Origin of the sequence: Demequina sp. (genome assembly GCA_024707205.1) — a bacterium.
In the GTDB taxonomy this organism is placed as follows: domain Bacteria; phylum Actinomycetota; class Actinomycetes; order Actinomycetales; family Demequinaceae; genus Demequina.
In genome coordinates this window covers 671,505-685,481 of record JANQAD010000001.1, presented here as the reverse complement: position 1 = coordinate 685,481, position 13,977 = coordinate 671,505, and the positions used below count along the sequence as shown (strand labels likewise).

At 68.9% G+C, this 13,977-nt stretch carries 13 protein-coding genes and 1 pseudogene; 11 read left to right on the top strand and 3 right to left on the bottom strand.

The window, feature by feature from the left end:
- Nucleotides 1–2: 2 nt before the first annotated feature.
- The 4 genes and pseudogenes from pstS (at nt 3) to pstB (ending at nt 3,957) form a co-directional block, all read left to right on the top strand.
- Nucleotides 3–1,123: pseudogene (gene pstS / locus NVV57_03510) on the top strand (phosphate ABC transporter substrate-binding protein PstS).
- An 81-nt stretch (nt 1,124–1,204) separates the two neighbouring features.
- The gene (gene pstC / locus NVV57_03505; protein ID MCR6711801.1) at nt 1,205–2,212 is read left to right on the top strand and encodes a phosphate ABC transporter permease subunit PstC; all 1,008 of its coding nucleotides are present in this window, start codon (nt 1,205–1,207) and stop codon (nt 2,210–2,212) included.
- Nucleotides 2,212–3,168: a phosphate ABC transporter permease PstA gene (gene pstA, locus NVV57_03500; protein MCR6711800.1), complete on the top strand. Its 957-nt coding sequence runs from the start codon at nt 2,212–2,214 to the stop codon at nt 3,166–3,168. Before pstC ends, pstA begins: the two co-directional genes overlap by 1 nt.
- A 9-nt stretch (nt 3,169–3,177) precedes the next feature.
- Nucleotides 3,178–3,957 (top strand): phosphate ABC transporter ATP-binding protein PstB, encoded by a 780-nt coding sequence (pstB, locus tag NVV57_03495; protein MCR6711799.1) that lies wholly within the window; start codon nt 3,178–3,180, stop codon nt 3,955–3,957.
- Between the two features lie 163 nt (nt 3,958–4,120).
- Here pstB and NVV57_03490 read toward each other — a convergent pair whose 3' ends face one another.
- Nucleotides 4,121–4,651 (bottom strand): hypothetical protein, encoded by a 531-nt coding sequence (locus tag NVV57_03490; protein MCR6711798.1) that lies wholly within the window; start codon nt 4,649–4,651, stop codon nt 4,121–4,123.
- Between the two features lie 170 nt (nt 4,652–4,821).
- Here NVV57_03490 and NVV57_03485 point away from each other — a divergent pair, with 170 nt between their 5' ends.
- The 5 genes from NVV57_03485 to rlmB are packed head-to-tail and all read left to right on the top strand — an operon-like array spanning nt 4,822 to nt 8,886.
- Nucleotides 4,822–5,304, top strand: coding sequence for a CarD family transcriptional regulator (locus tag NVV57_03485; protein MCR6711797.1), 483 nt, complete (start codon nt 4,822–4,824; stop codon nt 5,302–5,304).
- Complete coding sequence (locus NVV57_03480; GenBank protein ID MCR6711796.1) at nt 5,301–5,978, top strand: 2-C-methyl-D-erythritol 4-phosphate cytidylyltransferase; 678 nt, start codon at nt 5,301–5,303, stop codon at nt 5,976–5,978. Before NVV57_03485 ends, NVV57_03480 begins: the two co-directional genes overlap by 4 nt.
- Complete coding sequence (ispF, locus tag NVV57_03475) at nt 5,975–6,445, top strand: 2-C-methyl-D-erythritol 2,4-cyclodiphosphate synthase (protein ID MCR6711795.1); 471 nt, start codon at nt 5,975–5,977, stop codon at nt 6,443–6,445. The genes NVV57_03480 and ispF overlap by 4 nt, the downstream gene beginning before the upstream one ends.
- Nucleotides 6,446–6,455: 10 nt before the next feature.
- On the top strand, nt 6,456–7,859 hold the full coding sequence (gene cysS, locus NVV57_03470; GenBank protein MCR6711794.1) for a cysteine--tRNA ligase: 1,404 nt from the start codon (nt 6,456–6,458) through the stop codon (nt 7,857–7,859).
- Nucleotides 7,860–7,914: 55 nt separating this feature from the next.
- Nucleotides 7,915–8,886 (top strand): 23S rRNA (guanosine(2251)-2'-O)-methyltransferase RlmB, encoded by a 972-nt coding sequence (gene rlmB, locus NVV57_03465; GenBank protein MCR6711793.1) that lies wholly within the window; start codon nt 7,915–7,917, stop codon nt 8,884–8,886.
- Here rlmB and NVV57_03460 read toward each other — a convergent pair.
- Nucleotides 8,883–10,259 carry a DUF4032 domain-containing protein gene (locus tag NVV57_03460; protein ID MCR6711792.1) on the bottom strand — a complete coding sequence of 459 codons (1,377 nt, stop codon included), beginning with the start codon at nt 10,257–10,259 and terminating at the stop codon, nt 8,883–8,885. The genes rlmB and NVV57_03460 overlap by 4 nt on opposite strands.
- A 317-nt stretch (nt 10,260–10,576) precedes the next feature.
- Nucleotides 10,577–11,737 carry a sn-glycerol-3-phosphate ABC transporter ATP-binding protein UgpC gene (gene ugpC, locus NVV57_03455; GenBank protein ID MCR6711791.1) on the bottom strand — a complete coding sequence of 387 codons (1,161 nt, stop codon included), beginning with the start codon at nt 11,735–11,737 and terminating at the stop codon, nt 10,577–10,579.
- A 165-nt stretch (nt 11,738–11,902) separates the two neighbouring features.
- Here ugpC and NVV57_03450 point away from each other — a divergent pair, with 165 nt between their 5' ends.
- Nucleotides 11,903–13,402 (top strand): serine/threonine protein kinase, encoded by a 1,500-nt coding sequence (locus tag NVV57_03450; protein ID MCR6711790.1) that lies wholly within the window; start codon nt 11,903–11,905, stop codon nt 13,400–13,402.
- An 83-nt stretch (nt 13,403–13,485) separates the two neighbouring features.
- The gene (locus tag NVV57_03445; protein MCR6711789.1) at nt 13,486–13,962 is read left to right on the top strand and encodes a DoxX family membrane protein; all 477 of its coding nucleotides are present in this window, start codon (nt 13,486–13,488) and stop codon (nt 13,960–13,962) included.
- Nucleotides 13,963–13,977 lie beyond the last annotated feature (15 nt).

Genomic DNA, 13,977 nt, shown 5'->3' with positions numbered 1-13,977 from the left:
CTGTGAAGAACGCCTACCGCGCCGGCGCACTCGCCGCCGCCGCTGTGCTTTCGCTTTCGCTCGCCGCGTGCAGCGCGGACAACGAGAACACCGCCGCCCCCACCACGGGCTCGACCACCGGTGCCACCGACGCTCCGGCCTCGCTCTCGGGTACCTTGAACGGCTCGGGCGCCACGTCGCAGGAGTCCGCGATGGACGCCTGGCGCGCGGCGTTCCAGACCGAGAACCCCGACCTCACGATCAACTACGACCCGGTCGGCTCCGGTGGCGGCATCACGGCCTTCACGTCCGGCGCGGTCGCGTGGGCGGCTCGGACTCGCCGCTCAAGGACCCCGACGAGTACGAGGCCGCCCAGGCGTACTGCGGTGCCGACGGCGCGATCAACCTTCCCGTTTACATCTCCCCCATCGCGGTGGTCTTCAACCTCGAGGGTGTCACCTCCCTCAACCTGGACGCCGCCACGATCTCCAAGATCTTCGACGGCCAGATCACCAAGTGGAACGACCCGGCCATCGCCGCCCTCAACGACGGCGCGACGCTGCCCGACTCGACCATCACCACCGTGCACCGTTCCGACGAGTCCGGCACCACCAAGAACTTCACCGACTACCTGGAGAAGGCCTCTGGCGGAGCGTGGACGTACCCCGCGGACAAGGTGTGGCCCATCTCTTCCGGTGAGTCCGGTGAGGGCACGTCCGGCCTCATCGACGTGATCAGCAGCACGCCCGGCACCATCGGCTACGCGGACGCGTCCAAGGCCGGCACGCTCGGCGTGGTCTCGGTCCAGGTTGGCGACGCGTTCACCGCTCCGTCCGCGGAGGGTGCAGCCACCGCGCTCGCGGCCTCGTCGGTCGCCAGCGTCAACGGCGCCAACGACCTTGCCTACAAGATCGACCGCACCACGACCGAGGCCGGCGCCTACCCGCTGTTCCTCATCTCGTACGCCGTGGTGTGCCAGACCTACACCGACGCCGCCACCAAGGCGAACGTGACGGGCTTCCTCAGCTACGTCGCGTCGGCCGACGGCCAGGCGGCCGCCGCCTCCGCGGCCGGCTCGGCGCCGCTTCCCGCGGAGCTCTCGACGCAGATCGAGTCGATCCTCGCCGAGATCGCTGCCAAGTAGTACCCGGATTGGACGGTGGTGGGCTCGTCCGCGAGGATGAGTCCACCACCGTTCTTCACGCTTGACTGACGGAGAATCCGCGTGACGCAGACACAGGCCCCACGGGCCGATGTAGCTCCACCGCCAACGCCCCTTGAGGCGAGCACGCCTTCGCGCGCCAACAAGACCTTCGCCGGGCTCTCCACCGGCTCCGCCGTCGTCATCCTCATCGTGCTCGCCGCCGTCGCGACCTTCCTCCTCGCGGAGGCGTGGCCCGCCATCACTGACCAGGCGACGCTCAACAAGAACGTGAGCTGGATCCGCCCCGACCAGGGCGAGAGCCTCATCGAGATCATCGGCTATCTGCTCTTTGGCACCCTGCTGATCTCCGCGATCGCGCTCGTGATCGCCACCCCGCTCGCGATCGGCATCGCGCTGTTCATCTCGCACTACGCGCCGCGCCGCCTCGCCGCCGGGCTCGGCTATCTCATCGACCTGCTCGCGGCGATCCCATCCGTGGTCTACGGCCTGTGGGGCGCCGGCGTCCTCGTGCCCTTCCTCAGGCCCTTCTTTGCGTGGCTGACCACCACCTTTGGCTGGTTCCCGCTGTTCGCGCCGGACCCCAACACGGGCCAGGCGTCACCAACGGGTCGCGTGGCGCTCGCCGCGGGCATCGTGCTCGCGATCATGATCATCCCCATCATCACCGCGGTCACTCGCGAGGTGTTCCTGCAGACGCCCAAGCTTCACGAGGAAGCCGCGCTCGCCATGGGCGCCACTCGCTGGGAGATGGTCCGCATGGCCGTCTTCCCGTTCGGCCGCTCCGGCGTCATCGGCGCCACGATGCTCGGCCTTGGCCGCGCGCTTGGCGAGACCATGGCCGTCTACATGATCCTCTCCTCCGGCCTCAGCTTCTCGTTCGGCATCCTGCAGTCCGGCAAGCACGACACGATCGCCGCGTACATCGCGTCGCAGTTCCCGGAGGCCAACAACTGGGGAGTGAGCGCGCTCATCACGATGGGCCTCGCGCTGTTCGTCATCACCCTTCTCGTCAACATGCTTGCCCGCTGGATCGTCTCCCGCCGCGCTGAGTTCTCAGGAGCCAACTGATGGCAGTCATTGACAGCACGACGCTGGGGCAGCTGAGCGGCTCGCGTCGCTTCAAGAATGGGCTGGCCACCGGCCTGGTCTACTCGGCCTTCGGCCTCGCGCTGATCCCGCTGGTGTGGCTCTCGTGGACGGTTGTCTCCAAGGGCATCGACCGCTTCTTCGTCGACGAGAACGGCGAGCACAACTTCAACCTCGACTTCCTCCAGCAGTCGATGCGCGGCGTCGTCGGCGGCGCTCCAGCGGGCGGCGCTCTGCACGCCATTTGGGGCACGGTTCTCATCACGCTCGCCACGGCTGTCATCTCGGTGCCGATCGGCATCCTCACCGCCGTGTACCTCGTGGAATACGGCCAGGGCCGGCTCAAGCGCTCGGTGACGTTCTTCGTTGACGTCATGACCGGCATTCCGTCGATCGTCGCGGGCCTGTTCGCCTACGCGCTCGCCGCAATCGTCATGGGACCAGGGACAAAGACGGGCTTCGTGGGAGCCATTGCGCTCTCGGTGCTCATGATCCCCGTGGTGGTGAGGGCGTCCGAGGAGATGCTGCGCCTGGTCCCCAACGAGCTGCGCGAGGCCTCGTACGCCCTTGGCGTTCCCAAGTGGCTCACGGTCCTCAAGGTGGTGCTGCGCACGGCGATCGCGGGACTCGCAACCGGCGTGACCCTCGCCATCGCGCGCGTGATCGGCGAAACCGCGCCGCTGCTCGTTGCGGTGGGCTTTGCGGATTCCATGAACCTCAACCTCTTCGACGGCCGCATGATGACCCTGCCGGTCTACATTGTCTCCGAGTGGCGCAAGGGCGACGCGGTCTGCAACGACCCAAGCGCCGTCTGCATCCCCGAGATCACCGAGTACCGCGCGTGGGCCGCCGCCCTGGTCCTCATCCTCATCGTCATGACGCTCAACCTGATTGCGCGTCTCATCTCCCGCATCTTCGCGCCCAAGACGGGCCGGTAAGGAAGCACAGTGTCCAAGCGCATCGACGTCAACAACCTCAACGTCTACTACGGGGACTTCCTGGCCGTTGAGGACATCTCGCTCGCCATCGAGCCCAAATCCGTCACGGCGTTCATCGGCCCGTCCGGCTGCGGCAAGTCCACCTTCCTGCGCACGCTGAACCGCATGCACGAGGTCATCCCCGGCGCCCGCGTCGAGGGTGAGGTGCTCATGGACGGCGTCAACCTCTACGCCCCGGGGATCGACCCGGTCGCGGTCCGCCGTCACGTCGGCATGGTGTTCCAGCGCCCCAACCCATTCCCCACGATGTCCATCTCGGAGAACGTGCTCGCCGGCTACCGCCTGAGCAACAAGCGCGTCTCCAAGGCGGCGTCCGAAGAGCTCGTGGAGACCTCGCTGCGCGGCGCCAACCTCTGGGAAGAGGTCAAGGATCGCCTCGACAAGCCCGGCTCTTCTCTCTCCGGCGGCCAGCAGCAGCGCCTGTGCATCGCGCGCGCGATCGCCATCCGCCCCGACGTCCTCCTCATGGACGAGCCCTGCTCGGCCCTCGACCCCATCTCCACTCTGGCGATCGAGGACCTCATGCAGGAGCTCAAGGAGGACTACACGATCGTCATCGTCACGCACAACATGCAGCAGGCCGCGCGAGTCGCCGACCGCACCGCGTTCTTCAACATCGCGGGCACCGGCAAGCCGGGCAAGCTCATCGAGATGAACGACACGCGTGCGATGTTCTCATCGCCCTCGGAGAAGGCGACGGAGGACTACATCTCCGGTCGCTTCGGGTAACCAGCCCCCGCCACGGTCCTCCTCCACACAAAGGGGGTGTGGAGCGTCGGGCCGTCTTGCGACGTTCCTGGTAGACGCCCTGCGGCTTTGGGGCGTTGCGCAAATTGTGTGGAGGAGGGCTCTGTCGCGGCCCGACGCTGGGGCCGGGTCGGGTGCCCCGCCGTCAGGAGGTGGGGCTCACCGAGGGGCTCGGGGACGGCGTTGGCGTGACGATCGGCAGCGGCGGGATGGAGTCGACGATCTGGTCGTACGGCGCCAGCGTGCCATCGACGACGGGAACCTGAACCTGAATGGCGCCCAACTCCTCGGTGCCGACCCACACGGACGCGAGGCCGCCTGGGGCCGCGGGCGATGCGCCCTGAATCAGCTGCTCACCGTCGCCGGTCCCGAGCTTGACGGTGCTGCCGGCTGCCACCGTGACGTTCGCCGCGTTCGAGCCGTCAATGCTGAGTGTGACCGTGATGTCGTCGGTGCCGCCGTTGTGGATCGAGCCGGTCAGCACGGCCGGCGCGTCCTTGGCGGTGGTCACCACGAGCAGGTTGAGCGCCTCGGCGTTGTCGCTGAGCGTCACGTCGATGCCGTCTGACGCCTGGTACTCCTTCTGCGTGGTGATCGGGTTGATCACGGAGCACGCGCTCAGGGCGATGGCGACGGCCGCGAGGGCGGCAACGCGAGCGAGAACGGTGGACTTCAACGCGGATCCTTCCGGGAGCTTGTCGGGTCAAGAATACCGGCACCCGGAGAGTCCGGACCACACGGACTGGGCGGCCCGATACCCCCGGTATCCGCCCAAATAACTGCCGCTGTTTTTGGTGTGTGCGGCGATGGTAGAATGGAATCCGCAAAAGATGGGGAGCACTACAGATGAATTTCGTCGTCGGCGAGACCGTCGTCTATCCGCACCATGGTGCGGCGACCATTCAAGACATCTTCAAGCGCACGGTCAAGGGGGAGGAGAAGACCTACCTCGAACTCCGTGTGGCGCAGGGTGACCTCATCATCAAGGTGCCGGCGGAGAACGTCGACCTCGTTGGCGTGCGTGACGTCGTGGACCAGAAGGGTCTCGAGCGCGTGTTCAACGTGCTGCGTGAGCCCTACGTTGAAGAGCCCACCAACTGGTCGCGTCGTTTCAAGGCAAATGGCGAAAAGATTGCGTCCGGAGACGTTATTCGCGTCGCAGAAGTTGTTCGCGATCTGAGCCGCCGCGACACCGACAAGGGACTCAGCGCCGGTGAGAAGCGGATGCTCCTGCGTGCCCGTCAGATTCTCGTGAGCGAGCTCGCGCTCGCCGAGAAGAGCGACGAGGCCGCCGCTGGCGTCCGCCTTGACGAGGTCCTCGCCTCGTGACGATCGCGGCGGTCGTCACCGCCGCCGGTCGCGGTACCCGCCTGGGTAGCGCGACCCCCAAAGCCCTCGTTCCCGTCGTCGGCAGGCCTCTGCTGGCCTACGCGCTCGATCGCATCGCGCCCCTCACCTCTCGGATCGTCGTGACCGCCGTGCCCGAGCAGCTGTCCGCCTTCGCCGAGGCAGTCGAGGGGAGGGCCGACGTTGTGGCCGGGGAGAATCCCGGCAGTCCTCCGTCTGGGCAGGGCTTTCCGCGTTGGCCTCCCCACGGGGGCCTGGATCCGGACGACATCGTTCTGGTCCACGACGCGGCGCGAGCGTTCATGCCGACGAGCGTGATGCGAGACGCGGTCGCCGCCGTGGAGGGTGGCGCCGACGCCGCCGTTCCCGTCGTGCCCGTCGTCGACACGCTGGTTTCCGCCCCCGGCGCCCTCGGGGAGTACGGCCACGGCGTTGACCGCGACACCGTGCGCGCGGTGCAGACCCCTCAGGTGTTCCGTGCGCGGGTGTTGATCGCGGCGCACGAGGCGAGCGTTGGCCGCGAAGCCACCGACGATGCCGCGCTGGTGCGCGAGCTCGGCTACCGCGTGGTCGCCACCGATGGGCACCCGTGGGGACTTAAGGTGACGCATGCGGGCGACCTCGCGCTCGCGACCTTCATCGCGGAGAATTCATGAGTTACCGCACCGGCATCGGCACTGACGTTCACGCGTTCGGCGAGTCCCTTGGGCTGTCGCTCGCGGGGCTCTTCTGGCCAGACGAGCCGGCGCTCGCCGGCCATTCGGACGGCGACGTCGCCGCCCACGCCGCCTGTGACGCGCTCCTCGGCGCCGTGGGACTAGGGGACGTGGGCCACGTATTCGGCGTGGATCGGCCGGAACTTGCGGGAGCGTCGGGCATCTCCCTGCTGGCCGAGACCGCGCGACTGGTGCGCGAAGCCGGGTGGGAAATTGAGAACGTGTCGATCCAGGTCATCGGCAACCGACCAAGACTGGCCCCCCGCAGGGGCGAGGCGGAAGCGGCCCTTGGCGCGGCCGTCGGCGCCCCGGTCACGGTAGCCGGCACCACCACGGACGGGCTCGGGCTCACGGGGCGCGGCGAGGGGATCGCCGCCATAGCGTCGGCGCTGGTGCGCACGCCCTAGGCTGGCTCCCGTGAGCCTGCGACTGTTCGACACCGCCACCCGCGAGGAGCGGCCCTTTGTGCCGCTGACCCCAGGTGAGGTCGGCATGTACGTGTGTGGGCCCACCGTGCAGAGCGCGCCGCACGTTGGGCACCTGCGCGCGGCCGTCGCGTTCGACGTGCTGCAGCGGTGGCTTGAGCGTTCGGGCTATCACGTGACGATGGTGCGGAACGTGACCGACATCGACGACAAGACCCTCGCCAAGGGCGCCGAGGCCGGCGTGCCGTGGTGGGAGTGGGCGCTGCGCTATGAGCGCGAGTTCCAGGCCGCGTACCGTGCGGTTGGCGTGCGCGAGCCCGCGGCCGAGCCGCGCGCCACGGGGCACATTCCGGAGATCGTCGCCCTGGTATCGCGGCTCATCGACAACGGTCATGCCTACGAAAAGGATGGGTCCGTTTACTTCGACGTGCACTCGTTCGCGGAGTACGGCGCGCTGACCAACCAGTCGCTCGAAGACCTGGCGCCCGCCGAGGACGCGCCTGAGGTCGCCAAGCGCGACCCCCGCGACTTCGCGCTCTGGAAGGCGCGCAAGGATTCTGAGCCCGAGACCGCCTCGTGGGACTCGCCGTGGGGCCTTGGGCGGCCCGGCTGGCACATCGAGTGCTCCGCGATGGCGCAGCGGTATCTGGGCGACACGTTCGATATCCACGGCGGCGGCCTCGACCTGCGCTTCCCGCACCACGAGAACGAGCAGGCGCAGTCGCGCGCCGCGGGGTACGGGTTCGCGCAGCTGTGGATGCACTCGGCGTGGGTGACGCAGTCCGGGGCCAAGATGTCGAAGTCCCTGGGAAATGGGCTCTTGGTGTCCGAGGTGCTCGCCGCGTATCCCGCCGCCGCGCTGCGGCTCGCGCTCGCGTCCGTGCACTACCGCTCGATGCTCGAGTGGACAGATTCGACGCTCGACGAGGCGCTTGCCCAGTGGGAGCGGTTCGTGGGATTCGTGACGCGGGCTGGGGAGAAGGTGGGCCAGCCCGACGCTGTTGCCGGGTCCGCCGTGCCCGTCGCCTTTGTGGAGGCCATGGACGATGACCTCTCGGTTCCGCGCGCCATGGCGGTGATCCACGAGACCGTGCGGGCGGGCAACGCGGCGCTCGCCTCCGGTGACGACGCGGCGCTCACGACCGCGCTGCTCGAGGCGCGGGCGATGCTCGACGCGCTTGGGCTGGATCCGCTCGCCCCCGAGTGGGCGGGCTCGGAGCAGGGCTCCGCCGCGCTGGCCGCCCTCGACGCACTGGTACAGGCGGACCTCGAAGCGCGGGCGGCGGCGCGCGCTGCGCGCGACTGGGCCGCGGCGGATGCGATTCGCGACCGGCTCGCGGCCGCCGGCATTGCCATCGAGGACGCGCCGGACGGCGCTCGCTGGTCGCTCTCCTAGGTGGGGTTGCCGCCCACCCGGCAACAGCGTCGGGCTGCGCCGGTACCCTTGACGCATGGCTGGAAACTCGAAGCGCCGCGGCGCAACACGCAACGCGGGCTCGAAAAAGGGCGCGACCGTCGGCACTGGCGGCCACGGCCGCAGGGCCCTCGAGGGCAAGGGCCCAACGCCAAAGGCGGAGGACCGCCCCAATCACAAGGCCTATAAGGCCAAGCAGCGGTCCGACGCTGCCGCGGCCAAGGCGCCTGCCTCACCTAAGCGGGGGCCGCGCGAGCGGAGCTCCGGCAACCACGAGCTCATCGTGGGTCGCAACAGCGTGCTCGAGGCGCTGCGTACTCAGCTCCCCGCCAACGTGCTGCACGTCTACAACCGCATCGACGCCGACGACAGGGTGACGTCCCTCGTATCCCTGGCAGTGGAGCAGGGTGTTGAGGTTCGCGACGCGACCAAGGCGCGGCTCGATCAGCTTGCCGACGGGCAGACCCACCAGGGCATCGCGCTCGAGGTGCCGCCGTACCAGTACAAGGACCCCGAGGACCTGCTCGAGGCGCCGAGCCCCGTGCGCATCCTGGTGTGTGACCACATTCAGGACCCGCGCAACCTCGGCGCGATCATGCGGTCCGCCGCCGCGTTCGGGGCCAGCGGCATCGTGGTGCCCGAGCGCAGGGCCGCGGGCGTGACCGTCGCGGCCTGGAAGGTCTCGGCCGGGGCCGCCGCGCGCATCCCCGTGGCGCGCGCCACCAACCTCACCAGGACGCTCGAGGACTACAAGAGGGCCGGGCTGTTCGTGCTGGGCCTCGACGCTGGCGGCGACGTGTCGCTTCCCGAGTCCACGCTGCTTGACGGGCCGCTCGTGATCGTGGTCGGCGCCGAAGGCGAGGGGCTATCGCGCCTGGTCCGCGAGGCGTGCGACGAGGTCGCGTCCATCCCGATCGCCGCGACTACGGAGAGCCTCAACGCGTCCGTCGCCGCGTCGATCGCGCTGTACGAGGCCAGCCGCGCGGCTGCGAACGCAACCCGCTCCTAATTGTCGCCGTCGAGCGGCACGCGAGTGGAGCGTCGGACAACCTCCGGGGCAGGGGGCTCCTCGATGCCACCCCAGCCGCCCATGTTGTCCTCGTTCTCCTCTTCGGCGGCGGCGGCGCGTGCCTCGACCTCCGCGGTGAGCGCGGGAAGCTCGGCCGTCATCTCCGCGAGCGAGGTCCCGAGGATCGCCTGCTCGTCGGGGCGGTTGGGCAGGATGTTCTTGACGTAGCTCGCCGCGGCGACCGACATCGGCACGTCGTGGCCCACCTCCTGCGCCAGGTACCAGCGGTGGTCGAGGATCTCGTGGAACACCTGCGCGGGCTCCAGCTTCTGGCGGTACTCGCGCGGCACGGCGCGCACCGTGGGCTCGAAGATGTTCAGCAGCCACTGGTGTGCGGCGTATCCGACTTCGTCGTTCGGGTTCACGTAGGCGCGGTGCTCGTCGAGGTCGTTGAGCAGGCGTCGTGCCTGGTTCTCCTGTACATCGAGGCCCGTGAGGCGCATGAGTCGGCGCGAATGGTGGCCAGCGTCAACGACCTTGGGGCGGATCGTGAGGGCGTTACCGTCGTCGGTCTCGCGCATGTCGAGCTCGGCGACGTCGTAGCCCATCTCGTTGAGCTGCTTGACCCGGTTGGCGATCTCGAGCGGGATGTTGGAGGTGAGCGTCGCGGACTTGGTGAGGGCGCGCCACAGCTCGCGGTAGCGCTCCTCGAGCCGGTCGGCGACCGCGATGGGATCGACGGACTCGTGGAGGCTGCCCTGTGCCTCGAGGTCGAACATCTCGCCGATGATGTTGGTGCGCGCCAGCTCGAGGTCGTAGTCGCGCTGGCCGTCCGTGAGCTTCTCGTGCAGGTCGCCGGTCTCGGCGTCAACGAGATAGGCGGTGAACTGCTCCGCATCGCGGCGGAAGAGCGCGTTGGAGAGCGACACATCGCCCCAATAGAAGCCGAGCAGGTGCAGCCGCACAAGCAGCACGGCGAGCGCGTCGAGGAAGCGGTCAACGGTCTCCGCGCGCAGCGACTGCTTGAACAGCGCGCGATACGGCAGCGAGAACTGCAGGTGCTCGGTGACGAGCGCCGCCTCAAGCGGCTTGCCGTCCACGCTGTCGCGTCCGGTCACCACGGCGAGCGGCTTCACGCACGGCGCGCCCGCCGTCTGCAGGCGGCGCAGGAGCTTGAACTCGCGCCGCGCGATCTCGGGGTTCGTCTCCTTGATGGCGACCACCTTGCCCTCGAGCTTCACGAAGCGGACCACGTGCCGCGAGACGCCGCGCGGCAGCGCCGCGATGTGCTCGGACGGCCAATGCTCGAGCGGGATCTCCCACGGCAGTCCGATCAGGCCAACGCTGGCCTTGCCCTTGATGCTGAGCGCCATGGTGCCAAGCGTATCCGGCGCGGGACGGGGCAAGGTGGCCGCAGCGTCGGGCATGCCTCCGCGAGCCGACGCCGGGGCCGGGCTGGGCGCGCCGGCGCGCGGGCGTGGCGGCCCACCACTGGCCTGGCGCCGGCCTGGAATGGGCTCTGAGTGTCGCGAAATCCCGTTTTGGTGACCCTAGGAGCCCATTCGGGAGCTGGGCAGCGGGCCGACGCTGGGGCCGGTTGGGCGCCCGAGCACCACCTGGCACGGCCCAGGCAAAGCAAGAGGGCGGCCCGGCCGCAGCCGGACCGCCCTCAGGCGTGAATCAATCAGACTTACACGTGCGTCGACGCCGCAGTGACGACGGCGTCCTTGGTGAGACGCTTGCCCGTGGCGGACGAGAAGGTGTGCTGCTCGCCCTCGCGAATCGTGACCCAGATGGTGTCGCCCTTCTTGGGGACATCGCGGGGGTCGATGCGGACCACCATCTGCGACTCGCCCGCGGAGAAGTGAATCTCCTTGGACTCGCCGAACTCGTTCGGCACCGAGCCGTACACGTAGGCGTCGGAGCCGAGCTCCTCGACGATGTCGACCTCGATCGGGATGGCGCCCTCGGCGTTGGGGGTGGAGCGGTCGAGCGACTCGGGGCGGAACCCGAGCACCACGGCGTTCTTGTCCTCCGCCTTGAGCGCGGCAACGGCCTCGCGGGCCAGCGCAACGCGGCCGCGGCCCACCTGGGCGAAGCCGTCGAACACCTGGTAGGTGCCCAGGTTCATGGCGGGGGAGCCGATGAAGCCGGCGACGAACACGTTGGCCGGGGCGTCGTACATGTCGCGCGGGGTGCCCACCTGCTGCAGCACGCCGTCCTTGAGGACCGCGATGCGGTCACCCATCGTGAGGGCCTCGACCTGGTCGTGGGTCACGTAGACGGTGGTGGTGCCGAGGCGGCGCTGGAGCGCGGCAATCTGCGTGCGCGTCTGCACGCGGAGCTTGGCGTCGAGGTTGGACAGCGGCTCGTCCATGAGGAACACCTGGGGCTGACGCACGATGGCGCGGCCCATGGCGACGCGCTGGCGCTGGCCACCGGAGAGGGCCTTGGGCTTGCGGTCCAGGTACTCGGTGAGGTCGAGGATCTTGGCTGCGGCCTCGACGCGCTGGCGGATCTCCGCCTTCTCGACCTTGGCGATCTTGAGCGCGAAGCCCATGTTGTCCGCAACGGTCATGTGCGGGTACAGCGCGTAGGACTGGAACACCATCGCGATGTCGCGGTCCTTGGGCTGCACGTTGGTGACGTCGCGGTCGCCAACCCAGATGGAGCCCTGGTCCACGTCCTCGAGTCCCGCAAGCATGCGGAGCGAGGTGGACTTGCCACATCCGGAGGGGCCGACGAGGACGAGGAACTCGCCGTCGGCGATGTCGAGGTCGAGAGAGTCGACCGCCGGGCGCTCGGTGCCCGGGTAAATACGCGTTGCCTTGTCAAAGGTAACGGTTGCCATTTCTGGTCCCTTCACTGGCAGGTACGTGCCAGACGATCCGTGGTGAAGAGTGCCGTTGTGGTGTCTCTGGTGTCCACATTGACACTGCCCGACGCTGCTGCGACGAACACGGCCATCTTGCCATATCCCGGGGAGGCTTGGGCACCGCGGGTAGCGTGGGCTTTCGTGGCGAAGACCGAGCGACGGCCTGACGACCAGGTAGGCGGGTATCGCATCGTCCGGCTCTTGGGAAGAGGCGGCTCCGGCGCCGTATACCTGGTCACGGATGAGGGGGGCGGCGAGGCCGCGCTCAAGCTCGTGGACACGTCCGACGCTGGGGCCAGGGTTCGCTTGGCTCGCGAGGTCGCGGCGCTGCAGGCCCTGCGCCATGCCGCGGTTCCGCGGGTGCTGGACGCGGAGCTCGACGACGAGGACGCCTTCGTGGTCTTCGAGTTCATCGACGGTCCGAGCCTTTCGCAGCACGTCCGCGCTCGCGGCCCGCTCCCCTCGGGCCAGGTCGCGGAGCTGGCGTCCGCTCTCGCCGGCGCGCTCGCTGCGGTCCACGCCGCGGGAGTGGTTCACCGCGACGTCACCCCTGCAAATGTGCTGCTTGGTCGCACCGGCCCGGTGCTGATCGACTTCGGCATCTCGCACCAGTTCGAGGACGACCGCCTCACGCGCACGGGCCTCGTGAGCGGCACCGCGGGCTATGTTGCGCCAGAGGTGATCGATGGGGGAGAGCCAACCGCAGCGTCGGACGACTGGGGGCTCGCGGCGACGCTCGCGTTCGCCGCAACCGGGCACGCGCCCTTCGGCACGGGCATGGGGGCGCTGAGCGCGACCCTGGCCGGCGATGTGCGGCCCGACGTTCCGCTCGCCTTGGCGCGCGCCCTCACCGCGGCACCGCAGTTCCGTCCGCGGCCGGAGGAGCTGGCGAGGATGCTCGCCGAGGCGGACCAGACTTCGGTGCTCGACGCGACGGAGGTTGAGCCGACTCTCGTCGCCGCCGCGTGGGATGACGCGGCCGACCAGACGGAGGCGTTCGAGGACTGGGCCGATGACGATGAACTGTCGGCGGACGATGAGCTGCCGGAGGGCGACGAACTGCCGGAGCGCGTGATCCCCAAGCGCCGCGCGGTGCTGCTCGCGTGGGGCGTGGCGCTCGTGGCGCTCGCGACCGTGGCGCCCTTGATTGCGGCCGCGCTGATGCTCGCGGCGGCGGTCGTGGCGCGCGGCGTTGAGTCCGCCGCGCGGGCAGTGTGGCGCTCGCGCCAGCGGCGCGGGGTGGAGCAGGGAGGCATCGTGGCACAGGCGTTCGCGAGCCCATGGCACCTGGGCAGGGCGCTGGTGCTGACGCTGCCGTCGGCGGCGCTTGCGGCGCTCGCGGCCTTTGGCCTCTTCTATGCGGGCCACTCCCTAACGCGCGGACTGGAGAGCGACGCGCTCAGTGTGGGCGTGTCGCTCGCGCTGCCCGCAGCCGCGGCGGTATTGCTGCTGGGCTGGGGCCCGCGCGGCCGGGAGGCGCGCACGGGCGCGCACCTCGTGGCCGCCGGGGTGGCGCCGGACCGGTTCTGGAGCATCGCATGGGCGGCCGCAGGAGTGGTCATCGCGATCGCCATGTTCGGCATCTCCTTCGCCGGCATCGATCAGGTGTGGTGGCCGATTAGGCAGAACGGCCCAAACTGACGGGAACCGCGCCCCGGTAGGATTCGTTGAGCCGTCAACGCGCCGCGCATGGAAACAGCCGCGTCACCAACCAGGGAGTTCACATGGCCGTGAAGAAGTCAGAGATCCTCGAGTGGATCTCCACCCTGGTGCGTCTGGGGATGGCCGGGATCCTTATCGCGGCCGCGATCCCCAAGATGCAGGACATCCCGCAGTCGATCATCGCCGTGCGGGCGTACCGCCTGCTCCCTGAGGCCGTGGTGCCGTTCGTCGGCACCATGCTGCCATTCCTTGAACTCGCGCTCGCCGTGTTCCTGCTGCTGGGGCTCTTCACGCGGATCGCATCCGTGGTGTGGCTTGCGATGATGGCCGCGTTCATGTTCGGGGTGGCGTGGGCGTGGATCAGGGGCTACTCCATTGACTGCGGCTGCTTTGGCGGCGGCGGAGACGTCGCGGAGGGCACCACCAACTACCCGCTGCACATGCTCGAGCGGATCGGCTTTGTGATCCTCGGCGTGTGGCTGCTGATCTTCCCCCGCAGCAAGTTCAGCCTTGACGGCTGGATGCGGGCCGGCAACTAGACTCGCACTCATTCT